This is a genomic window from Imperialibacter sp. (assembly GCF_040222385.1).
Classification (GTDB): domain Bacteria; phylum Bacteroidota; class Bacteroidia; order Cytophagales; family Cyclobacteriaceae; genus Imperialibacter.
On the sequence record NZ_JAVKDF010000017.1, the window covers coordinates 335,283 to 359,548 of the forward strand.

General features: G+C 46.9%; 12 protein-coding genes. 2 read left to right on the forward strand and 10 right to left on the reverse strand.

Annotated elements, in window-relative coordinates; all coding sequences use genetic code 11:
- Positions 1–124: 124 nt before the first annotated feature.
- The 7 genes from RIG68_RS05150 to RIG68_RS05180 form a co-directional block, all read right to left on the reverse strand.
- The gene (locus tag RIG68_RS05150; protein ID WP_350119440.1) at positions 125–2,953 is read right to left on the reverse strand and encodes a M16 family metallopeptidase; all 2,829 of its coding nucleotides are present in this window, start codon (positions 2,951–2,953) and stop codon (positions 125–127) included.
- 98 nt (positions 2,954–3,051) lie between these two features.
- Positions 3,052–4,086, reverse strand: a complete 1,035-nt coding sequence (locus tag RIG68_RS05155) for a DUF697 domain-containing protein (RefSeq protein WP_350119443.1) — start codon at positions 4,084–4,086, stop codon at positions 3,052–3,054.
- A gap of 199 nt (positions 4,087–4,285) precedes the next feature.
- Positions 4,286–4,960, reverse strand: a complete 675-nt coding sequence (locus RIG68_RS05160; protein ID WP_350094698.1) for a lipoprotein signal peptidase — start codon at positions 4,958–4,960, stop codon at positions 4,286–4,288.
- 48 nt (positions 4,961–5,008) lie between these two features.
- Positions 5,009–8,377 carry an isoleucine--tRNA ligase gene (gene ileS / locus RIG68_RS05165; RefSeq protein WP_350119447.1) on the reverse strand — a complete coding sequence of 1,123 codons (3,369 nt, stop codon included), beginning with the start codon at positions 8,375–8,377 and terminating at the stop codon, positions 5,009–5,011.
- Positions 8,378–8,408: 31 nt separating this feature from the next.
- Positions 8,409–10,832, reverse strand: a complete 2,424-nt coding sequence (locus RIG68_RS05170; RefSeq protein WP_350119449.1) for an efflux RND transporter permease subunit — start codon at positions 10,830–10,832, stop codon at positions 8,409–8,411.
- A 72-nt stretch (positions 10,833–10,904) separates the two neighbouring features.
- A complete protein-coding gene (locus tag RIG68_RS05175) occupies positions 10,905–12,245 on the reverse strand; it encodes a deoxyguanosinetriphosphate triphosphohydrolase (protein ID WP_350119452.1) in 1,341 nt (446 codons plus the stop codon).
- Positions 12,242–13,042, reverse strand: coding sequence for a zinc-dependent peptidase (locus RIG68_RS05180; protein ID WP_350119455.1), 801 nt, complete (start codon positions 13,040–13,042; stop codon positions 12,242–12,244). Before RIG68_RS05180 ends, RIG68_RS05175 begins: the two co-directional genes overlap by 4 nt.
- A 60-nt stretch (positions 13,043–13,102) precedes the next feature.
- Here RIG68_RS05180 and RIG68_RS05185 point away from each other — a divergent pair, with 60 nt between their 5' ends.
- Positions 13,103–14,437 carry a Fic family protein gene (locus tag RIG68_RS05185; protein ID WP_350119458.1) on the forward strand — a complete coding sequence of 445 codons (1,335 nt, stop codon included), beginning with the start codon at positions 13,103–13,105 and terminating at the stop codon, positions 14,435–14,437.
- 14 nt (positions 14,438–14,451) lie between these two features.
- Here RIG68_RS05185 and RIG68_RS05190 read toward each other — a convergent pair whose 3' ends face one another.
- Both RIG68_RS05190 and RIG68_RS05195 read right to left on the reverse strand, forming a co-directional pair.
- Complete coding sequence (locus RIG68_RS05190; RefSeq protein WP_350119461.1) at positions 14,452–15,936, reverse strand: glycine--tRNA ligase; 1,485 nt, start codon at positions 15,934–15,936, stop codon at positions 14,452–14,454.
- 135 nt (positions 15,937–16,071) lie between these two features.
- A complete protein-coding gene (locus RIG68_RS05195) occupies positions 16,072–17,979 on the reverse strand; it encodes a cation:proton antiporter domain-containing protein (RefSeq protein ID WP_350094681.1) in 1,908 nt (635 codons plus the stop codon).
- Between the two features lie 263 nt (positions 17,980–18,242).
- Between RIG68_RS05195 and RIG68_RS05200 the strand changes: the two genes are divergently transcribed.
- Positions 18,243–19,010 (forward strand): DUF547 domain-containing protein, encoded by a 768-nt coding sequence (locus tag RIG68_RS05200; protein ID WP_350119464.1) that lies wholly within the window; start codon positions 18,243–18,245, stop codon positions 19,008–19,010.
- A 32-nt stretch (positions 19,011–19,042) separates the two neighbouring features.
- Here RIG68_RS05200 and RIG68_RS05205 read toward each other — a convergent pair whose 3' ends face one another.
- Positions 19,043–24,211: a PKD domain-containing protein gene (locus tag RIG68_RS05205; protein ID WP_350119467.1), complete on the reverse strand. Its 5,169-nt coding sequence runs from the start codon at positions 24,209–24,211 to the stop codon at positions 19,043–19,045.
- Between the last annotated feature and the right edge of the window lie 55 nt (positions 24,212–24,266).

Here is a 24,266-nt window from a genome sequence, read left to right on the forward strand (position 1 = left end):
GCCAATCAGAAAAACAACAGGGTTTGGTAATACTAGCCTTGTAGAAACATGATCGTTTTTAAAAAGGTGCCAAAAAAAGGGGCATACCTATTAGGCATGCCCTGATTATATCTTTCTATTTCCCCTATTCTTCCGGCATCAACACCAACTTGATGAACTTCTCAGGATCGATATATTTCTTAGCCGCCTCCTGCATGTCTTTCGAAGTCAGGGTTTCGATCCTTTCTGTCGCTTTCAGGATACCTTCAGGATCCCAGCCCTGATAGTAATAACTGCGCAGAGTATTTGCCCAGAAGCTATTGTCTTTCAAACTAACCTCAAGTTGCCGACGTTGGCCTTCCTTAATTTTTTTCAAGTCTTCAGCACTCACGCCTTCCTTCTGGAGCTTCTTCAACTCATCCAGGGTAGCCGTCACCAGCTCCTCAACATTTTCTGGTCCGCAAGGGAAGCTTACCTGGAAGGTATAGTGGTCGTAAGGCATGTTCTCTGCATTGGCATTGGCCCCTACGCCGTACACACCACCTTTTTCCTCACGAAGTAACTCAACCAGCTTAATGGTCATTACCTCCCCAAAGCTGGATAAGTAGTAGGCTTGTTTCCGGTCATATGCCTGCTCTGTATCCCAATACATGATTACCTGGCTCTTTTGATCGACTCCTTTCTTCACTATTTTCTCCAACGGCGCCTTTGGTGGCCGTGGACTAACGTCCTTCCACTGGTCTTTTCTTCCTGAGGCTGGCAAGCTGGCAATGTACTGCTCCAGCATAGGCTTGATCTCGTCTACTTTAAATGCTCCGACAAAGAAAAAAGTGAAGTCGCTCACATCGCTAAACCTGTCCTGGTAAAAGGCGAACGCTTTGTCCAGATCGATTTTATCCAAATCGGCCTCTGTCGGGAAGCCGCCTCCTCTGATGCTGTTGTTGGAAAGCGTACGTTGCACCTGATCCACAAAGTAGTACTGTGGGTTGGCCATCACATTCGACAAGATGGACTTGTTCTTTGTGATAAATGACTGGAACGCTTTTTCGTCCTTTCTTGGGGCTGTGAAATACATATTCGTCAGCTGGAAGAACGTTTCCATGTCGGCTGGGGTGGTACTGCCCTGCACGCCTTCGCTCAACTCTCTGATGAATGGTGTAACTCCAAAGCTCTTGCCTGAGAGTACTTTTTGCAGAGTGGTAATGTCATAATCGGCGATACCACCCTGGTCTATCAGCGAAGCCGCATTGGAAGCAGACTGATAGTTCTCATCAGAAGCGAGACTGTGTCCGCCCGGACTCCAGGTGGTCATTACAATTTCGTCGTTTTTAAAATCCGTTTGTTTCAGAAACACTTTTACGCCATTCGAAAGATCAAGCTCTGTAATCCCCAGTGCTTCATTCTTTTTCTCTGACACGATGCTGCCTGGCTTGGGCAAAGTAGTCATCAGACTCTCACCAAAATCCTCGTCCTCGTAAGCATCCACCTTGAGTATCCTGATCCTGTTGAGCACGCCTTTCACTTCATCCTCAGTCGGCAGCACCACGTCTTCTTTGTCAGGTGCGGTGATCACCACTACCCTATTTTCCTTGGTGATCCATTTTTCGATCAGGGCATTTACCTCGTCAAGACCTATCCCTTCAACATACTCTTTTGCGAAGTTGTATTCCCACTCAATGCCTGGTATTGGCTCCTTTTCAAGGAAGTTATTGACATATTCGTCTACATAGTTCTCAGACTCCGACTTGTCTCTTTCGTTATAGGCCACTTCATACGACTTCAGCAAGTCAAGCTTGTAGCGTTTCAACTCGCCTGGTGTGAATCCGTGCCGACGAACTCTCTCTAACTCGGTAATCATAGCCTGAAGTCCGCCCTTTATATCTTTCTCATTAGCTACGGCAAAAGCCTGAAACGCATCTTTCGTTCTTGCCCAGGTGCCACCATGGCTGGTGCTTGCATATACAAATGGTGGCTCAGCTTCCCTGGTCAATTCCTGTAGCCGCTTATTCAACATGCCGGTGAAAGCTCTTTCCACCAGGAAATCCCTGTAGTCACTGGCTTTTGTTTCCTCTTCCGGGTCTGTTTTGAAATATAGGCGAACCTGGGCGAATGTAGCTTCTTTGTCAGCCAGCACCGAAACATAGGTGTCGGAATGGTCTGGCACCTTAAACTCTTCTCTCTTCTTTGGGCTTTTAGCAGCAGGTATCCTTCCGAAGTACTTTTGAATCTTGGCTTCCATCTCTGCCACATCGATATCGCCTACGGCTACCACAGCCATCAGGTCAGGACGGTACCAGTCCATGTAAAATCGCTTGATCGCTTCATGCGGGAAGGTCTCCAGGTTCTCCTTGGTGCCTATTGGAAGGCGTTCCGCATACCTCGAATCCTTATAAATCACTGGCAGGTATTTGTCGAGCATGCGCCGCTCACCACTTTGGCCAAGCCTCCACTCCTCAATCACCACTCCCCTCTCTTTGTCTATTTCTTCTCCTTCAAAAGTGAGATTGTGTGCCCAGTCTTCAAGTATCTGAAGACCCTGGTTCACAATCTTTTCATCATCCGTCGGAATAGGCAGGATGTAGACTGTTTCGTCGAAGCTGGTGTAGGCGTTGAGATCAGCGCCGAACTGCACACCTATTGATTGCAGGTAATTGACGATTTCGTTTTTCTTAAAATTCTTTGTGCCATTGAAGGCCATGTGCTCCGTAAAGTGAGCAAGGCCCAGCTGGCTTGGATCCTCCAGAATAGATCCGGCATTCACCACAAGCCGCAACTCCACCCGATCTTCAGGACGATCGTTGTGGCGGATGTAGTATTTCATCCCGTTTTTAAGTGTCCCAATCTTTACATTTTTATCGACCGGAATCTGGGAGTTTAGATCAACTGATGCGTCTTGTGCGAGAAGCGAGGGCAATACTCCTAAAAGCAAGAAAAAGATAGCCTTTATAGCCCTGTTTTTGAAAGATGTTTCCATGAATTAAGTACCTGGTTTATTGAATAGGTTGAATTAACTGAAAATAGGCCTTCAAAATACATCGAAGCTATGTGCCGTCCAAAGCATGCTCGCTATTTCTATTGATCCACTTCTTCGCTTTCGGACTTTCTTTTTCCGAAAGGATTTACCTTTCTGGCAGCAGATGATACACCTTCGGTGATTTTAGCGCCCGCTTTCACTATAGCCTGGCCACCCGATTTGATGGATTGAAATCCAGCATTTTTGGCAGCTTTCAATATCCCTCCCACAACTTTTGTTGATCCCTGGGTTACAATCTGGCTCAACATTCTTCCAGCTTCAAGCGTAGCATTTTTCCTTGCCTTTTTGCTATCCCAGGTGGTTACACAGCTGCAGTATTGCCGGGCAATGATGCCCACCCTTAGCGTAAGAAAAGCATTTGTTGAGCCTTCGAAAAGTGAATCCATCACCAGTGTTGCTGTGGGGCCTACCACCGGAATCGAAGAGAATGAGGTGCTTTTAGTCACCCCCGACAGCAAAGACTCAAGCTGTAAGCTGATGTCGAGGTCTTCAATTTCGGATACGAGAAACGTGGTGGCACCTATGTTTGCATAAAGATTAGCGAGATCTCTAAGGCCTGGCCGCTGGTGGTACAAATGACAAATTTTCCACACCATGCGTGAGTGGGTAAAAAGGATGGTGAAGGCATCAAGTCGTCCGTTTTGAGAGATGGACGTGGTGAGAAAAACCGACAGCGCCGTTTGCCTGATGATCTTATCTGCTTCCTCGTTGAGTCGGGTCAGCGAAGCCTCCAATTGATCCTCAGAGGCGGGAAAAAGACCTTCGGCGATCAACAATTTATTCTTTCTAAGCCGCTTGAACACCCTCCTTTTATGAGATGGAATTTGTTCTTCCGCCTTCGGCGGAGTAAGCGTTTGCGGTAGCCGTAAAAAGAGGAAAACAGGAACCAGCAGAATGCCAGCGGAAATGCCTATCAGTGCAACAAGCACCAACTTTCCGAAAGTCTCGTTTACAGCAAGCGCCAGGTGATAAATCTGATAAACCTGGTTGACCAGAAAAAGGACGGTGAGGAAAACCATAATTGCAGAAAGCCAGACCGCAATAAGTTTGATCTCTTTTGAAAAGCTTGACATACCTGTATTAACGTTACGTTGCTTTGACAGGTTGGGGAAGACTGAAGTTACAGGTTTCTGAAATATGATAAACTAAAAAAACAAAAAATCCAAGCCTAACCCGGCCGGGCGGGGCGCATTGAACCAGTTTTTTTATCACCCATTTCGACTAATAAAGTGCCTATCTCCAAGCAGCAAGCACTGCGATTTTTCAAAACAACTACCCGACCGACTGGGCATTTCTTGTTTCGTCGTCATCGGAAGGGGTGTGCTCCGCAATGGAAGGGGAAGCCTCGATGGCATCATCCTCTTCATGCTCGGCTTCTTTGAAAAATGACTTTTGGAATATGATAATAATCGCTACACCAACAAAAATTGAAGCATCTGCCACATTGAAAACGGGCCAAAGCGCTGTGTAGTCCCCACCGAACAAAGGCACCCACTCAGGGATTCTGCCTTCCCAGATATCGATGTAAAACATGTCAATTACCTGGCCGTGAAACCATGGGTTGGGTGCATCGTAAGGAGCATTATTAAGAAAAACGCCGTAGAAAATACTATCAATCAGGTTGCCAATGGCTCCACCCAGTATCAGAGCACCACACCACAAAAGGCCAGTGTGTACTTCCTTTTTAGCCAATCTATAGAGATAAACAGCAATCACAACCATGGCTATGAGTCTGATAACAGTAAGGATAAGCTTACCGTTTTCGCTGCCCAGCTGCATGCCAAAGGCCATACCAGGGTTGGTAAGATAGTGAAGCTTAAATACGTCGCCAAGGAGATAAATTTGCCCGGCCACGCCCATTTCCATATTGAAGTGTACTGCCAACTTAACTACCTGATCCAAAATGATCATTGCAATGGCCAGTAGGTAATATTTGAAATACTTCACTTTGTCCTTAGTTTACAATGTTAGTGTTGGCTTCGGCGATTGATCTCTTTAAACGGTTACTTTGACTTCGAGGTTAAACTCATCCATATCCAAAACAACAGCATCAGTCAAATCTCCAACCATTTCAAGCGAAAGCGCCTGAGTCTCGCTGCAAATATAGTCTTTGAAACTAATCAAAGCCTCATTTACCATTTTTTCACTTTCTTTAACAGACAGCCTGATTTTGTCCTGTACCTCAAGCCCCATGTCTTTCCTCAGGTTTTGTACCCTGTTCACAAGGTCACGGGCGATCCCTTCCTTCTTCAGATCATCGGTAATTGTGATGTCGAGGGCTACAGTTAGCCCATTTTCACTCGCCACCAACCAGCCGGGGATATCCTCTGAAGAAATCTCAAAGTCTTCCGGAGTAAGCTCTATGTCTCCCTTGGCAGTTTTCAGCAAGAACTTCCCAGAAGCCTCCAGGCTGGCGATATCGTCCTGTGTCATTTCCTTCACTGCAACGGTAATGTCCTTCATGATCGGGCCATGGTGCTGACCCAGCCTTCTGAAATTAGGCTTGATGCTTTTTACAAGGACGCCGGATGTATCGTCGATATACTCTATCGCCTTCACATTGACTTCTGACAAAATAAGGTCTTCCACGGCCTCTATGTAATGCTTTGTTGACGGGTTCAGCACTGGGATCAAAATTCTCGATAATGGCTGACGCACCTTGATCATCTGCTTTTTGCGAAGCGAGTGAATCAAAGACGATACCTCCTGAGCCAACTTCATCTTCGTTTCCAGCTCCTTGTCAATAGCCGACTCGTCTGCCTTAGGGAAAGCTGCCAGGTGCACCGACTCTTCGGTTTCCCTTCCTGACACCTTATTGAGGTCAGAGAAAACACGCTCCATATAAAAAGGAGCAATCGGTGCTGCCAGGCGAGCTACCGTCTCCAGGCAGTCGTACAACGTTTGGTAAGCGGCTTTCTTGTCTTCGTTGTACTCACCTTTCCAGAAACGCTTCCTGTTCAGGCGCACATACCAGTTGGACATATCGTCCACAACAAAATTCTGAATCAACCGACCGGCCTTCGTTGGCTCGTACTCGTCATAGGCTTCTGCTACCTGCTTTTTCACCGTATTCAGGCGTGAGGTAATCCACCGGTCGCTCTCTGTTCTGTTGTTCAAAGGAACAGCCGCCTCGCTGTAGTTAAAACCATCCAGATTGGCGTAGAGTGCAAAGAAATTGTAGGTATTGTACAGGGTTCCAAAGAAACGACGCTGTACTTCTACTATTCCATCGATATCAAATTTCAGGTTGTCCCACGGATTTGCATTGGTGATCATGTACCAACGGGTGGGGTCGGCGCCGTACTTCTCCAATGTAACGAAGGGGTCGGCGGCATTGCCCAGACGCTTCGACATTTTATTGCCGTTTTTGTCCAGCACCAGGCCGTTGGCAATTACATTTTTGAAAGCCACACTATCGAACAACATCCCTGCTATAGCGTGAAGTGTGAAAAACCAGCCCCGGGTCTGGTCTACTCCTTCGGCGATGTAGTCTGCAGGATAGTTTGCCTCAAATACTTCCTTGTTTTCAAATGGGTAGTGCCACTGTGCGTAAGGCATAGCGCCTGAGTCAAACCAAACGTCGATCAGGTCAGTCTCCCGGCGCATGGGACGACCACTGTCGCTTACCAAAATCACCTCATCCACGAAAGGCCTGTGCAGGTCCATGTCATCAGCGACAGGCGCTTTCATCAGTCCTGCCTTCACCGCCTTTTCCGATTCGGCTTTTAGCTCGGCAAATGAGCCAATGCATTTCATTTCTGATCTGTCTTCTGTTGCCCAAATAGGCAAAGGCGTACCCCAGAAACGGCTACGGCTCAAGTTCCAGTCCACCAGGTTTTCAAGCCAGTTGCCAAAGCGGCCTGTTCCGGTCGACTGAGGCTTCCAGTTGATGGTGTTGTTCAAGGCCACCAGCTTGTCTTTGTAGGCAGTGGTTTTGATGAACCAGGAGTCCATCGGATAGTAAAGCACCGGCTTATCCGTTCTCCAGCAATGAGGGTAGGTGTGCTCGTATTTCTCTACTTTGAAGGCTTTGTTCTCCTGCTTTAGTATGATGGAAATGATGACGTCCGTCGATTTGAAATTTGGATCGCTTTCATCCTCCTCTTTATAATTCTTTACATAAAATGCGTCTTCCTCGTACTGCTTGTGAGCGGTGATATCCCATTCCTTCATCTTATCTTTGAGGTAAGCTCCCACTTCATCAACAAACTTCCCTTTCTTGTCAACGATAGGCACTTCAAAGCCACCCTCATCCTTCACAAAAACGCCGGGCAGATTGTTCTGCACAGAAGTTCGAAAGTCATCCGCTCCAAAGGTCTTGGAAATGTGCACGATGCCTGTGCCGTCTTCGGTCGTCACAAAATCGCCAATCACCACGGTGAAAGCAGGTTTTTCCAGCTTCACCACCGGAACTAGCTGCTCGTAGGACATACCAGCCAATTCTTTCCCTTTGTATTCCTGCACCACTTTGAAAGGTATCAGCTTGTCGCCAGGCTTATAGTCCTCTAGCTTTAGGTCGGCGGCCTTCTGATTGAAGTAGGCGCTGACTCTATCTTTTGCCAGGATTACATTTACAGGCGCAAAAGTGTATTGATTGAAAGTGGCAACCTTCACGTAGGCAATCTCTTTGCCTACAGCCAGACCATTGTTGGCGGGCAAAGTCCATGGGGTGGTGGTCCAGGCCAGGAAGTAGTCGTTTTGCGTCCCTTCAATCTTAAACTGCGCCGCAATGGTCGTGTCCTTCACCATTTTATATGTGCCGGGCTGGTTCAGCTCATGAGAGCTAAGGCCGGTGCCCGCTGCGGGCGAATATGGTTGAATGGTGTAGCCCTTGTAGAGCAGGCCCTTGTCGTAAAACTTCTGCAACAAATTCCAGACAGACTCAATATAATCTTTCTCGAAGGTGATGTAAGGATCATCCAAATCGACCCAATAGCCCATTTTTTCAGTAAGGTCGTCCCACTGGCCCTTGAACTTCATCACCGCCTCACGGCACTTCTGGTTGTACTCTTCAACCGATATTTTCTTGCCGATATCGTCTTTGGTGATGCCCAGCTCTTTCTCGACCTGAAGCTCCACTGGCAAACCATGGGTATCCCAGCCGCCTTTTCTTTTTACCTGAAAGCCTTGCTGCGTTTTGTAACGACAAAAAATATCCTTCACCGTCCTCGCCATCACGTGGTGAATACCAGGTGTGCCATTGGCCGATGGGGGACCTTCATAGAAAGTAAAAGTCGGGCGGCCCTCTCTTGAGCTTACAGATTTTTCAAATATCTTCCTCTGCTTCCAGTCTTCCAGCACTTCGGAAGCTACCTTGGCCAAGTCTATAGATTTATACTCTCTGTATTTCACAGCTTTCGTCATGATCTTCTCCTGAAAATTCAATCTTTAAGTACTACGATTGCGCTTTTTTGCTATTGAGCTCTTCCAGCTTAATTCGGTCAATGTCAATTTCTTCGTCGTCATTTTCCGTGTAAAAATCGCTATAGCTATCAATAAGCAAATGCTCATTTTTGTTCCTCTTGCCACTATCGAATCGCAGCAGTAAAGACGGCAGCAAGATGGTGTTCGTGAACATGGCAAAGAACAAAGTGGTAGAGGTAAGTGTTCCGAGCGCCACCGTTCCGCCAAATTCTGAAAAGGCGAATATTACGAAGCCAAAGAAAAGGATGATCGAAGTATAGATCATGCTCGACCCCACTTCCTTAATGCTTTTGCTCACTGCCACTGGCACAAAGAAATTGTTCGCAAACAATTCCAGCCTATACTTGGCCAGGAAGTGGATAGAGTTATCAACCGATATCCCGAAAGCAATGCTAAAAATAAGGGCGGTACTTGGCTTTAGCGGTATTCCAAAATAACCCATGATTCCTGCCGTAATGATCAACGGAATGAAATTGGGTATCAGGGAAACAATGATCATTCGCAGGTTTCTGAAAAGCAGCCCCATCACAATGGCGATAACAAAAAAGGCCAGCACCATGCTACTGATAAGGTTTTGTATCAGGAATTTATTGCCTTTTATAAAGAGCAACGTTGTGCCGGTGATCGTGGCCGACATTTTTGTTCCCTCAAAAAGATCGGTAATCTTTGGCTCTATTACCTGAGTGACCAGGCTGTCCATTTTATCCGACCCCACATCGGCGATGCGCACTGACACACGGACGATCTGACCGGTTGAGTCAATAAAGTTACTGGCCAGGCCTGAGCTCATTCCAGCCTCACCCTGAAGATAGCGAAGCACAAATGCCTGATCTCGGCTGGTAGGCAGTGAGTAGAACGCTGGGTTTTCATTGTAAAAAGCCTGGCGGGCAGCCTTCACAAAACTTACTATCGAAACAGGCTGAGAGATGTAAGGTATGCTGTCGAGAAAATTGACCAACTGATCAATTTTCCTGAGGTTATTCAGGTTGAGTACTCCCTTTTTGTTGCCAGTGTCAATCAAAAGCTCCAGTGGCATAACACCACTAAAATTCTCCTCGAAGAAAGCCAGGTCATACCTAACGGGGCTGTCGTCGGGCAGGTCATCGATCATATGTGAAACTGCTCTGATACGAGTCATTCCAAATATCGACACCCCTACCAGTACTATTGAGAACAAAAACACTTTGTATTTGTGCCTGTGCACCAGAAGGTCTATCCCATAAAGCAGCTTAGCCAGCGGCTTCATATCCAGGTGCTTCAGGTGGCGCTTTTTAGGTGGCGGCAAATAAGAGAATACCGTCGGGATGAATACGATGCTCACGATGAAAGTGGACATGATATTGATGCCGGCAATGGTTCCAAATTCACGAAGCACCACAATATCAACGATAAGAAGCACCAGAAATCCAATGGCTGTGGTGAAGTTGGTCATCAACGTCACAATACCAATCCGCCTGATCATGTTCGACAAGGCCATCATTTTGTCGCCATGCAGGGCATATTCCTGGTGGTATTTGTTGAGCAAATACACGCAGTTGGGTATACCTATGACGACAATAATCGGCGGAATGAGCCCCGTAAGCAGGGTGATTTTATAGCCAAAGAGAGACAGTGTCCCCATCACCCATACGATCATGGTGCCAATAAGAATGAGTGGGAAAAGCACAGCCTGGAATGACCGGAAGAAAAAGAAAAGGATGATGCCCGTAACAATGATAGAAAGCACCAGAAATAGCTGGAGCTCGGCCTTTACCTTACTTGTGTTGATAAATCTGATGTAGGGCAAGCCGGCATAGTGTAGCTTGATGCCCGTTTCCTCTTCAAATAGCTGAGCCACCATCAGCACATCGCCCACCACACCATCACGGTTTTTTGTGCTCAGAATCTCCTTGTTGATGGACACCATGATAAGCGTGGCTCCATTGTCAGGGTTGATGAGCTGACCACTATAAACTTTGATTTGGTTAGCCTCCCGCAACATAGAGTCGAGCGCCAGTTGCGTGTCAGGAATGCTCGTGAAAAACGGCTTCATTTCAAGCCGCTTTTTTTCATCGTTCTTTACAAGGTGCTGGAGGCTGGGAAGGGAAAGTACGTTTGTGATATTGTTGATGCGGGCCAACTCGTCGGCCAGGTATCCGAACTTTTGAAAGTTCTCCACCTTATAGATGGCGCTGTCTTTTACGCCAATAGCCAGCATGTTTCCATCTTCACCAAACAGCTTTTTGAATTCCTGAAAATAGACCATGTCGGGGTCTGTATCGGGAACTGTTTTGGCAAGATCGAACGACCACTCAACTTTCCGGGCCTGATAGCCAAAAAAGGCTGTAAGGATAACCAGAATGATAAGAAGGGGAAGCCTGAATTTCAGGATGATATGTGCTAACTGGGTCCACATTTCCAAACGGAGCACAAATGTAATGAAATAATCTTTCTAAGGTAGTTGAGGGTCATTATTCCTTTCCTATTTCTACGATCTTATTCCTGGCAGCGATATGCCGGTCAGGTTTCGGTACAGGGAAAGTGCGTGGCCGTCGGTGAGGCCGGAAATAAAATCAAGCACCGTTCGTAAGAGTTGATAGGTCGTTTCTGACTTTTGAATGCCTAAAAGAATGTCTGACGGCATGAGTTTGTACACGAGCTGGTCTCTATAGCCTGATTTGTCATCAAAATGAACCTTGTAGGCGGCGCTACAGAAAGCCTCCATCAAACCTGAGATTACCTGAAACCCTGCCGCTTCTTTTTCGATTACCTGCCTCGACTGGTAAATTTGCGCCACAGATAGTTTGCTGATTTTTTCCAAAGTGGCACAGCAAGGTACCAGCGAAAACAAGTCAGCGTTCAATGTCCCGTCAAGGATTTCCTTTTCGTTCTCCAAAAAAGCTTTTGTTAACTGCCCCACCAGAATGTTGATGGCCAGGGCTCTGAGCGTCGCCATCTTTTCCTCCACGGTTTCCAGCTCATCAAGCTTCTCCGGTTTGTAGGCGTCGCCTATTATTTCAGCCAGCAAGTCTCTAGCTACTTCATAGCGCACCCAGCCAAGCCTGCACCCATCCTCCAGATCGATGATATGATAGCAGGTATCATCAGCAGCTTCCACCAGGTAAACCAACGGGTGCCTGGCCCAGGCTATGTTTTTTATTTCTTCTTTCAGGCTGGTGGCTGCTGCTACTTCCTGAAAGATGTTTGCTTCTGTCTGATAAAAACCAAACTTCTTCTGGCTCTTTTTCTCTTTACTCTTCCCTTCAAATGACGACTGGCAGGGGTACTTGGTAAATGCCGCCAGCGTAGCATGCGTAAGCCGAAGCCCTTTGTTCTGAGCATGGCAAAGCAGCCGAAGCCCCTGGGCATTGCCCTCAAATGAAACAAGATCAGCCCATTCGGCTTTTGTTACTTTCGACTCGAATATCCTTCCTTCGACGTGGTTGAGAAAAAACTCTGAAATGGCCTTTTCGCCAGAATGGCCGAACGGTGGGTTACCAATATCGTGCGCCAGGCAGGCAGCAGCCACTATGGAGCCAAAGTCTGCCGCTGTGAGTGCAAGGTCTTTTTCTCTTTCCAGTATCTTCTCACCGACCATCTTCCCGAGCGACCTGCCCACGCTCGACACCTCGAGGCTGTGAGTGAGCCGGTTATGCACAAAGTCGTGATCCGGCAAAGGAAACACCTGCGTTTTGTCCTGCAACCTGCGAAAAGGATAGGAGAAAATAATGCGGTCGTAGTCCATCTCGAAAGGACTGCGGGCGGGGTCGAAGTTGATGCTTTTGGTGGCGCCGTATCGTTGGCTGTTGAGGAGTTCTTTCCAGATCATTGCGCCAAAGATAATAACCTGATGGGGTCCTGCCTCAATAAAAGAACGGTAAACTTGTACAGTCGTGGATGCTCCAGCTGAAAGTCGATTGGCCTCTCGAAGAAATTCTCTATGGCCACGGCAAAAAATTCGTCTATGGAAACCCCTCCATAGCTTCTGAAGAAAGTCTCCGTTCCTTCCCTTATCTCGGCGATAGTATTACGGGCAATTGTAGTCCACTCCTGGAGCACGCCTTCATCGAAGAAGTTATACTCTTCATTAAATATTCCATTCTCCAGCTTCAGGGCATGGGCCATTTCGTGCAGGCCCAGGTTGAGCCCGTCGGTGCCGTCAGCATAGCCGCTCACAAAACCTTTCCAGGAAAGCACGATGATGCCTCCTCCCAGATTTACCTCGCCCCGGTGGTAGCGTTTGAAAATGGTGCTGTAGTAGTCATCAGGGTAGACCAGTATTCTGCTGAAGTTCTCCAAATAGATGTCAGGCAGGCCAAAAGTGAGTTGCGTGGCAGCCGCCGAAATAAGCACCTTCATCTCCTCAGTCACCGACTGCATTTGGCGGGGCGTGAAATCTTTGCGGTCGATAAATTCTATCAGCTTATTTTCGAATTCAATTTTATACACAGGGGGAAGGCGCCTGTAGTAGTCAAAGTGTTTTTCGATGTGGGGGCGAACCCGGTCGGCAGTCAATGACGAGCTTTCCCACCGCATCCATCGCCAGTAGCTTTCTAAGCGGGCGCTTCTTCGTACGACAACCCACAAAAATGCAAATACTACACCAGCAGATAGAAAATAAGCCATTCAGGTTGGAATGAGGTAACTAATACTTGGTATCTTTAAACCATAAGAATAACGAAAAGGATGGATTCCGTTGCAAAAGCGCTTCAATTAAAAAAGGAACTAGACCAGCTCAGGCCCATTAAACCTGAAGACGAAAGAAGGATTATGGACAAGTTCCGCTTGGACTGGAACTACCATTCCAATAACCTTGAGGGCAACTCACTCACCTACGGAGAAACGAAGGCATTGATACTTTTTGGCATTACAGCTCAGGGCAAGCCGTTGAAAGATCATTTTGAGATCACTGGTCATAATGAAGCCATTCATCTGGTGCTGGAGGTGGTAAAGGAAGAAAGACCGCTTACTGAAAATTTTATCAGAGAGCTACACAAGCTGCTCTTGAAGGAATCCTACGAAGCTGATGCCATTACGCCTGATGGCAAGCCTACAAAAAAGAGAATAGAGATAGGGGCTTACAAGACCCAGCCTAACCATGTAAAAACAAAAACAGGGGAAATTTTTCGCTTTGCCACTCCGGAAGAGACGCCGGGAATGATGCATGATCTAATGAAATGGTTGGGGGAGAAGAAATGGAAGAAGGATATCAATCCAGTGTTAGTGGCCGCAGAGCTCCATTACAAGTTTATTAGAATACACCCATTCGACGACGGCAATGGCAGGGTTGTAAGAATTCTGATGAATTTCATTTTAATGCAGTATGGCTTTCCGCCTGTGATTATTAAGACCGAGGACAAGGAAAATTACTTTGCCGTGTTGCGGCTGGCCGATGCTGGATCGATAGCGCCCTTTATTGAGTATATAGGAGACAACCTTGTCAGGTCTTTGGAGATAATGATCAAGGGGGCGAATGGTGAGAGCATTGAGGAGCCGGATGATTTGGATAAAGAGCTCTTTCTTTTGGATAGTAGAATCAACTCGATCGGAGAGAATCTAGTGGTCGAAAAATCAGAAGGTTCAATTAGTAAATTCTACCAGGAATCAATAAAACCTTTATTTTTAAAGTTTTTGGACTCCTCCGATAAGTTTTCGAGGTTCTACTCCTCAACAAGCTTTAACCTCTTTTACGAAGCTAAGAGTCTACCGGGGCAGTTTTCTAGACAAATGCTTGACGACATCGAACAGCTTATTTCTATCAACACCCATTCCATCTCAATTGTGGCTCTCTTTTCAAAATTCTCTAGGGACGGCTTTGAGCAACATGACTACTATTCTGAGATTTCATGCACCTTTTCTCTCCGAAATACTCGAATACAAGTACTTCACAGAAAAATAGACATTAAACAGCCTTACTCCATGCCCTTGACAGAAAAAGAGATTGTAAATATAGTTGGGGCCATAAGTGAAGAGCACCGTCTATATATTGAAAAGAAGATAAAAGAGGCGCAAAAACTTTAGTGTTTTGAAAAAATTTACCCAAGCTTCTCAAATATCCTCTTAATCGAAACTGCCTCTCCAATTTTTTCCTTCAGTTCCGAGATATGCACCCTTTCCTGGGCCATGGTGTCACGGTGGCGGATGGTGACAGTGTCATTTTCCATCGTCTCGTAGTCCACCGCAATACAGAAAGGTGTACCAATCAAATCCTGGCGGGTGTAGCGTTTGCCAATAGCTTGTTTGTCTTCATAGATCAGGTTGAAATCGTACTTCAGCATGTCAAAAATCTGGCGGCCCTTCTCAGGCAGGCCGTCTTTCTTCACCAACGGGAAAATGGCCGCCTTGATAGGTGCCAAAGCCGGGTGCAGCTTCAAATAAGTTCTTTCCTTCTTTTCATCCCCCTCACCTACAGTCTCCTCCGTGTAAGCATTGCTCAACACCATCAAAAATGCCCTGTCGGCACCGATGGACGTTTCCACCACATACGGAATGTAGTTCTGATTGATCTCCGTATCGAAGTACTGCTGCTTCTTTTTTGAGAACTCCTGGTGGTTCTTCAAGTCAAAATCGGTGCGGCTATGGATGCCCTCCACTTCTTTGAAACCGAATGGAAACTGGTACTCAATGTCAACAGCGGCATTGGCATAATGTGCCAACTTATCATGGTTGTGGAACTTCAGCTTTTCGGCCGGAGTGCCCAGCGCCAGGTGCCATTTCATTCTAGCCTCTTTCCAGTACTCATACCATTTCATCTCCTCGCCTGGGCGCACAAAAAACTGCATCTCCATTTGCTCAAACTCCCTCATGCGGAAAATGAACTGGCGAGCCACAATCTCATTTCTGAAGGCTTTACCAATTTGTGCAATACCAAAAGGCACCTTCATTCTGGCGGTCTTCTGCACATTCAAAAAGTTGACGAAGATACCCTGCGCAGTTTCAGGCCTCAGATAAACAACATCGGCCTCCTCAGATACCGAACCAATTTTGGTGGAAAACATCAGGTTGAACTGACGAACGTCGGTCCAGTTTGCCGTTCCTGAGATCGGGCAAACAATTTTGTGAGCTTCAATCAGCTCCTTCACGCCCTTCAAGTCCTCCGCCGTGAGCAGCCTGTTCATATCGGCGAGCAACTGCTCGGCTTTTTTTGCTTCGCCGTTGTTCTCGTATTCCGTCGCTTTATCCTCAATGAGATTGTCGGCCCGGTAGCGCTTTTTCGAGTCTTTGTTGTCGATCATCGGGTCGTTGAACCCGTCGACGTGGCCAGATGCCTTCCAGGTAGTTGGATGCATGAAAATGGCCGCATCGATACCCACTATGTTCTCATTGAGGCGGGTCATACTTTCCCACCAAACTTTTTTGATATTATTCTTCAGCTCCACACCATAAGCACCATAATCATACACTGCCTGAAGGCCGTCATATATTTCACTTGACGGGTATATGAATCCATACTCCTTGGCATGAGCAATGAGGGTACGAAGCAAGTTGGTTTCTTCTTTAGGTGTGTTTTGAGAATTCATCAGTTCGTCTTATTCGGTTCCAAAAGAAAAAGCACCAGCCGTCGGCTGATTTCTTTTCAGGCCGCAAAGATATAGGATTAATGCTTGCAGAATAAAGAATTGAGAAGCAAAAATGGCTTATTCTGTGAAGACACGTTAGTTGCCAAATTTCAGCTCTACCTCGTCGAGGCTGCTGTTAGATCCAACCATGGTAACGATGTCACCCACCCGCAGCCGGGTGTAGCCATGTGAAATGATCATTTGCCCGGCACGTCGCATAGAAAGAATGATGACCTCCGGGGGCAGACGAAGGCTCCGAAGTGGGAGTCCGTGAAGATCCGGGTTGCGAATAACAATGTCCCTAGTGTCCTGTCCATGCTCCATTCCAAGTAGTAAGCTCGTTGCCTGGGGTGAGCGCACAAAATGGTCAAGCAAGCTTACCATGGCTGTGGACGGGTCGATCACTTTCACTCCCAGGTGAACAAATTTGTCGAGGTTGACCCTTTCATTCAGGCGCACAACCACCTGTTTTGTCCCTATTTCTTCGTAGACTATCTCACATATTCTATAGTTCTCCTCGTCAGACAGTAGGGTTACTATGGCGTCAAATTTTTTAGCATCGATCCCCTCAAATAGCTTTTTGTCAATCTGAGTAACAAAATGAAGTTTAATGCCGTCAGGCACTTCTACATCCTTTTGATCACTCAGCGTAATCATCTCTACTTTCCAGCCTTTTTCCATTAGCTGTCGTGAAAGGGCCAATGATTGGCTTTCGTAGCCAAAAATAAGGGCGTCCATTACGCCATCAAACCTGGGGACATCCGCTCGGCTTTTGTTTTCACCTACCAAATCAATGGCCCAGCGGACGAATGGCGGGCCCACAAGTTGGTTGATAACTATGATGGCAATAATAAGTACTGCAAAATCTTCCCCCCATCCGGGAAACTGGTTGGCGATAACCGTAGCCAGGCCAAGGGCTACTCCAGCCTGGGCAATATATGGCATCCAAACCACCTTCAGAAACCTGTGCGGGTCTCCGGCCAGCATATTCCCCGCAAGGGCTCCCACCGTGGTTGCGAGCAGTCGGATAACAAAAAAAAGCAGCGCAATTCCCCAAACCTCTGCCAGTACAGGCAAGTCCATGGAAGCTCCCGTGAGTGTGAAAAATGCCACGTATACAGGCGTTCCTACTTCGTGGAGAATTTTAAGAAACTCTGGTCTGTAGTTGGAATAGTTGGCTACGTAAAAACTCCCAACGAGGCAAATAAGCAGCGGCTCCAGATACAACCCGTGCCCTGTAAGCTCTTCGCTCCATACCAAAATGTGATGCGACAAAAAGTAAACCAGGTATCCCAGGGCTAAAATGAGGATGGTTTTGACCAGGTGCTTGATTCTCAGCTTTAAAAATGCCTCAAGTCCCTTGCCCACAAGAAAGCCCCCAACAAATGAAACGATAAGTTCAATAACAATAACCAACAAGCTTGTGAGCTCAAAGCTATCACCATGCGCAAGTGTTTTTGCCACGGCCAAAATAATGGCAAACATCACAACCACAACAAAGTCCTTCACAATAGTGACGCCAAGAACGACCTGAGTAAAAGGCCCCTTCGCTCTCAGCTCGTTGACAATAGCTATTACCGAAGCCGGAGAAGGCGTAACAAATATGACCCCCGTAAGCAACGAAACCGATAATTTGTCACTTAGTGACAGCTCTTTCATAAAGGGGATCATCTCGGCGAGAAAAAACACAAGGCCCCCACCTGCCAGAAAAGTGATGGCCGTTTGGGCAAAAGATTGAATCTTAATGCTCCGCAGCTTGCTCCGCATTTCGTTGAGATAAAGCTCTGAACCTGCGGCAAATGCGATATAAGCCAGGGCCGTCTCACTGATGAAGCTTAGTTGTACCTTGGCTATCTCTGGGATCAGGTTGAGCACGTAGGGCCCGGCCAAAACACCAGTGATCATGAGCCCGGAAATCAAGGGCAAATGTATTTTTTGAAATTGGCGGGCTATTTGATTGGAGGACACGGCAACCAGGGCAAAACCCGCAATCAAAATGAGCATTTGTATCATTGTCGATTCCTCAATCAAACCTAGTCTTTAATATCAATCGAATACTTAAATAGAAGGTGTTGGAACCAAAAATTAGTCAAAAAAAGAGCATAAACCGTAATGAGATTTTTATTTTACGCCAACTTTTGGTTAACCAATTTACCGTGAACAGGTTATCCTTCAGGAAAAACGATAGTGTCTTTTTCAAGACACATCTCATTTTGCCGCCAACAAGCGTTGGTTTCGCTCGTTTAATCTGTAAAACACCTCTGGACATGAAGCATATCCTGTACATTTTTCTGTTGCTGACCATCGTGAGCTGCGGCGCCACCTCGCCAGAGCAGGAAAACAGCAAGCCCATCAGTCACGCAACTTTTGATGTGTTGCTAAAGAAACACGTAAACAAAGACGGCTGGGTGAATTACGAAGGCTTCAAAGAAGACAGAGCGGAACTAAAGAAATATCTGGAACTGATTCAGAACAACGCTCCCAATGATAAGACCTGGAGCAAGAACGACAGGCTGGCATACTGGATCAATGCCTACAATGCTTTTACCATCGAGCTAATCCTGCAATACTATCCCGTGGAAAGCATCAAAGACATCGGTAGCAAAATTCAAATACCTTTTGTGAATACTCCCTGGGATATCAAGTTCATCAAAATTGGAGGAAAGGAAATGGACTTGAACAATATTGAACACGGCATTATCAGAAAGGAATTCAACGAGCCCAGGATACATTTTGCCGTCAATTGCGCTTCCTATTCATGCCCCGTGCTTAGGGCAGAGGCCTACACCGGTTCAAAGATTGACCAGCAACTGAAAGAACAGGCCATTAGCTTTATCAATGACGAGCGACGTAACAAAATCAACAACACAAGCGCTCAGCTGTCAAAACTCTTCGATTGGTACAGTGGTGATTTCACTAAAGACAAAAACCTGAAAGATTTTATCAATCAGTTTGCCAAAGTAAAGATCGCAGATAAAACCAAAGTCAGCTACATCGATTACGACTGGCAGTTGAATGATTCAAAAGACTTTTAAGAGTGAGGCTGGTGCATCGCCAGCCTCTTCCTTTAGTGCTTCAGAATCCGGGTTGAATACTGGCCCCCTTCCTTTTGGATAGTAAGGAGATAAACGCCACTTGGCAGATCTGCCATGTCAATCCTTGCGGCTCCTACTACTTCCGTTTGCGCCTTCAACAGCTTTCCCGACAGGTCTGTTAACCGAATATGGAACGGCCCAATTTCGCCTGCCTCCGACGTAACATTAATCACCGCCGTGGTGGGATTGGGATAAACTTTAACATTTTGTTTCAAATCATCGGCTACAGAAAGCACTTCTGTCAGAGTAATCGAGGCGCTTTGTTTGTTGTTGGTTTTGTCTTTCTCTTCAATCACACTCCCTTCATCAACCACAGCCACAATAAAATACTCCCCAGCTGCCAGAATCACCATAGCAAAAGTGCCCGAAGCCGTTTGCTCCGCCCCATCCTCCATTTCGTCAAAAGCCACCACCCCCAGCAGCTCATCGGCCGAAGAAATGGTTTCATCCTCAGAAAGGTAAAAGCTCACCTCAAAAGCGCCCTCAGTAGGATCATCGGAAGGATTAGAAACGGTTGCTCCAAGTGTAATTTCTTTGGCGCTCTGAGAAGCTGGAACATTCAAGTCAGTAATGGTAAGGTCTGCAAAGCCCTTTTCGGGCGTTGACACGAGCAATGAAGTGGTTTTTGACGAAACCTCAAGCACATCGTTCACGGCATACAAGCGGTACTTATAGTCTGTTAGTTCAAGTACGGCATCATCTGTAAACGCCGTGACATCAGCTTCCAGTTCCGTTAGGGTAGCAAACGCTCCGGTTCCTACGGCCCTTTCCACAATGAAGGCAGTTTCCCTCGATGAATTATCGGCCCACGAAAGCACCACTTTGCGTCCAGTCGCCTTGTCAAGCGTGAGGGCCGTGGGTGCCTCAAGAGGGTCAAGCGTTTTGATTTCCACAACCTCGGTGTAATCGGACTCGCCTGTGGCATTAACACCTTTTACTTTGTAGAAATAAGTCGACGACGGCGCCAAACTCAAGTCATCAAACGAAATGGTGTCAGCTCCAATTGTACCAAGGGTAATAAACTGATCATTGTCCTCTGACCTTTGAATTTCAAAACTTTCTTCATCATCGGAATTGTCGATCCAATCGAGTGCTATTGACACTGAAGAGTTAGCTACCACGTTAAGTCCGGTAGGCGCTTCAACCGTAAACTCCGTCGTTGTTATTTCCACGACATTGCTATAATCGGAATCGCCATTTTTGTTAGTGGCTGCCACCCGGAAGAAATATTTGGTTGCTTCGGTGAGTCCTCCGCTGGTGTAACTAGAGGCATTGACCGGCAAGTCTTTGATCTTAGTGAAAGTGGTGCCATTAGTTGACCTTTCGACAAAAAATCCAGATTCATCGATCGCATTGTCTTCCCAACTCAGTTTTACTTCCGAGGGCCTGGCCTCGGCGGTAAGAAGTGTGGGGGCTACTGGCGGATCGTTGCCAATAATGGCGCCGGCGATTCCACTGACGCTCAATAAATCAAAGCCAGGAGAGGCGCCTCCTAAATCCAGTCCAACCACTTTTATGGCTACCACAGGCTCCTGAAAATTTATCGTTTCCAGGTCGAAAGTAGTTGTGACATTGCTGCTGTTAGTACCTATCGCTGTGCCAATAAAAGAGAAATCAACCCCATTGGCACTGACATACACATTGGCATATTCGTTGACTCCCTCACATTCCCTGATGAATATATCGTCCTGACCAGGGGCATTGATAATCACATTGTCAGTAAATTCTACCGTCACATACGATCCCAATGGTAAGCTTACAAATGTGTCAGTATTTCCATTGACATTCGTAGGATCTAAAAGCCTCCTGTTGGCGAAAAAAGCATTGCACTCTCCGCCATACAAGCCCGTGAAATCAGGGTTGGTATTGCTGTAATAGGAGTCTATCACACCGTCAGAGAACTCAATGCCTGTGCTTACATAAACCCCTACATGGTCTTCAATCGTTAGGGTGTTTGTTTCAGCTCCTTTTGTCACCTTGAGGGTCACATTGAACTTACCGGAAGTATTATAAACAACAACGGGATTCTGACTGCTCGACGTAGAAGGTGTTCCTCCTTCGAAAGTCCACGCCCAGGAGGTAGCACCTCCTGTTGATATGTCCGTGAACTTGATTTGATTGCCTACAAAAACAGTGGGCGTGTTGACCTTGAACTTCGCCTTCAAAGTTGAGTTATCAGCGGTAACCGTCACATAGTTGGCTTTCAATATTTTATTCTGCTCCCCTTCTTTAAACACCACCAACTCTACATCAAATGAGCCAGTCGTTTCATATTTTACTGTCGGGTTCAGTTCCGTTGAAGCGGAAGGCGTGCCCCCTTCGAAAAACCAGATAACCGACTCCGGCATCCCTTTGGAGGTGTTTGTAAACTTCACGGTGTTGCCTTGCACCACTGTTTGGATATCGGAGGTAAACAGCGCTTCAATTGGCCCATCATCTACCGGCCCCACCTGCACGTAGCCCTCAATGGTTTTGGTTGATGTTGCTCCGCTGGCATTTTTTGAAACAAGGGTCACTGTGTAGGCACCGTCGGTAGCATAGGTTACTGATGGGTTTTGAGAAGTTGAGGTCGTCGGTGTTCCCCCATCAAAAGTCCAGGCCCAGGAGGTTGCTCCCTTCGACCTGTCAAAAAACTCCACAGCAGTGTTTTTCTCAGTAGCCCTGTTTTTCGCTACAAAGTTTGCTGCTAGCGCCGACTGACCGGCAAAAATTGAGCTTGAGTAGAGGCCTCTGCCATGAGTGGCTGCGATAACTTCAAAGTCTGAGTCCCTCATCTGAAGCATGTCCACCCTCACATTGGCGAGGCCATTACTGAACTGCGCCCACGTTGGTGAGGCAGCGGTCACAGACTTTGTTCCCCAAATTCCCATTTCGGTGGCCAATATTACCTCATCAAAGTTAGTTGGATTGAACATGGCCCAACGCACTGGAATGTTGGGTAGATTGCCTTCCTTCGATGTCCATGTTGTGCCTCCATCGGCAGTATACCATACCGAGTTGACGCCATAATTTGAAAATGTAACCAGCAGGTGGTTTTCATCCTGCCCAACTTCTATGCTGGAGATCCACCCGTTCGGAAACCCGCTGCCTGTGATCTCTGTCGAGCTTGAGTTTGAGGAGTTTGCCTTACTAATTTTGAAAAGCCTTCCAGCTGCGGTGCCGACAAAGAGCGTAGTTGACTGGCGAGTGTGCTGAGAGACCCTCAGGTGAGACGCTTTTGCGCCGAGGCTGATACTGAGGTCGCTTCTTGTGAAGCCGGTTGCATCCTTGACGAACCTTCCAATGGTGGACTCCGTGGCCGCTGTATAGAGTACATTCATTTCGTCATCATAGTCAGCCGGGTTGATAAAATGACCCGTCGCATCATCGCTGGCGATACTGCTGCTCGTCGCCCAATTATTAGTTGAAAAGCGGTAATCGTTGTAAACATAAGAGGCTATTTGAGTTACGGCATCAGTCTGGTCAATGAAACAATAAGCCCCATCACCTCCTCTCACGTCCACCGTGGCATTGATTCCCGCCGATTGAAATTGCTGCGTACCATTGTCTTGTGCCCCAGCCAGAAAATAGTTCTTGGCTTTGTCTGGATGAATGGCATTTGCATAAAATTGCGTGACGTTGTACCCGTTATTTCTTGCAACAATCAAGTCCGTAGCCGATGGATTCGAAAAATCGTTTGTCCAAAACACGCCCCCGTCATTTCCGAAAATAATTTCCGATGAGCTTCCCGGTTTGTATCGAATAACATGCTGGTCCGCATGAACGTAGGAATAGGGCATGGAACCCATATTGGCGTTGTTCGACCATTTCGATATCTGCTTCCATGTGCCCCCGCCATCCGTGCTCATGTGAAGGTTAATACCACCGATAACTACCGTGCTGTCTCTGTTCGGATCTACTTCGGCGATAAGGTCATACCATGCCTGTCCCCTGGTAAAGTCATCAGCATCAATGCCGTTGTCATCATCATCCGGTAGCGCCAGAACGCTCCAAGTTGCTCCTCCATCAGAAGTTCTGACGATCTGTTTTATCTTTTCGTCGTTTTCAATCAAGCCATAAACAGCCAAAGCATTTGAGCTGGACACGGCCAATTCAACCCTGCCGCTTCTTTCCGAAACAGTGGTTTCGTAAGCGGTGGTGAAAGAAGTTCCATTGTCGGAGAACAGGATGGTGCCACCGCCCAATCCATTGTAATCAGAGTAGTTGTTTCGGTATGTTCCAATCCAGAGCCTGTTGTCGGGGCCAATTTCGATGTCGCCCACACCATATTTTGCACTAGGTTGGGTGAAATTGGGTAGATTCTTCATCACCTGAGTAAATGTGGTGCCGCCGTCCGTTGACCTTTGCAGGCCTTGAAACTCACTGCCAAAAAAACCGCCCTGCGTACTACTGGCTATTATGCCTGCGTAAACGACGCTTGTCGCCGCCTCGTTCCTCACAACGATATCGGCCACATACCCAAAATTCGCTGAAGCAGAAAGCTGAGTCCATGTCGTTCCTCCATTGGTCGACTTCCATATTCCCTGCCCGCTAATGCCCCCGAAACTTTCACCAGTTCCGACATAAAAGGTTTGCGTGTTATTCGGATCGTAGGCAATGCAATTAACAGCCAGGTTGCTCCAGAAGTCATCGACTTTTGTCCAGGTAGAGCTTGCGCTTGTGATGTCATTATTGAACCATAAGCCTCCCGATACCCCTCCGGCCCAAACTTTTTTGCCTGTGGCATCATTCGGATCCCACATGAGTGCTCTTGTCCTGCCCCCCACATTTTTAGGCCCTCTCTCCACCCATGGCGCTGTTGATTCACCTGGCAGGGTTCCATAAGTCCTGGCATTGCGTGTAGCCGCCAAAATTTCGGGGAGCTTTTCGGGCGTAGGTCTCAGCAAGGCCGGATCCATTGTCATAAAAAACTCTTGTTGCATTCTCTTGTCAGGGCCCTCTCTTTCCCTTTCCTCCTCTTCTCCCTCACCCACACCTGGTTGTCTCGATTTGGTGATCTTTGAGTATGGATGCTCCCTTATAAAGGTCTCGTAAGCGATTCGTGAATCAATTGGCCGATTTTCCTCTTGAACAAAAAGGACGGCTGAGCCTACAAAAAATAAAAATAACAGGCCATTGAGATAGTGCTTCCTCTTTATCATAAGGGGTCGGATTAGTAAAATTCCAGTTTACAGTAAAAATCAATGCAACAAATTA

Excerpts from the sequence above, each read along its gene's own strand:
- RIG68_RS05150 (WP_350119440.1), bottom strand. The coding sequence starts at position 2,953 with ATGGAAACATCTTTCAAAAACAGGGCTATAAAGGCTATCTTTTTCTTG.
- RIG68_RS05155 (WP_350119443.1), bottom strand. The coding sequence starts at position 4,086 with ATGTCAAGCTTTTCAAAAGAGATCAAACTTATTGCGGTCTGGCTTTCT.
- ileS (WP_350119447.1), bottom strand. The coding sequence starts at position 8,377 with ATGACGAAAGCTGTGAAATACAGAGAGTATAAATCTATAGACTTGGCC.
- RIG68_RS05170 (WP_350119449.1), bottom strand. The coding sequence starts at position 10,832 with ATGTGGACCCAGTTAGCACATATCATCCTGAAATTCAGGCTTCCCCTT.
- RIG68_RS05175 (WP_350119452.1), bottom strand. The coding sequence starts at position 12,245 with ATGATCTGGAAAGAACTCCTCAACAGCCAACGATACGGCGCCACCAAA.
- RIG68_RS05180 (WP_350119455.1), bottom strand. The coding sequence starts at position 13,042 with ATGGCTTATTTTCTATCTGCTGGTGTAGTATTTGCATTTTTGTGGGTT.
- RIG68_RS05185 (WP_350119458.1), top strand. The coding sequence starts at position 13,103 with ATGGATTCCGTTGCAAAAGCGCTTCAATTAAAAAAGGAACTAGACCAG.
- RIG68_RS05190 (WP_350119461.1), bottom strand. The coding sequence starts at position 15,936 with ATGAATTCTCAAAACACACCTAAAGAAGAAACCAACTTGCTTCGTACC.
- RIG68_RS05195 (WP_350094681.1), bottom strand. The coding sequence starts at position 17,979 with ATGCTCATTTTGATTGCGGGTTTTGCCCTGGTTGCCGTGTCCTCCAAT.
- RIG68_RS05200 (WP_350119464.1), top strand. The coding sequence starts at position 18,243 with ATGAAGCATATCCTGTACATTTTTCTGTTGCTGACCATCGTGAGCTGC.
- RIG68_RS05205 (WP_350119467.1), bottom strand. The coding sequence starts at position 24,211 with ATGATAAAGAGGAAGCACTATCTCAATGGCCTGTTATTTTTATTTTTT.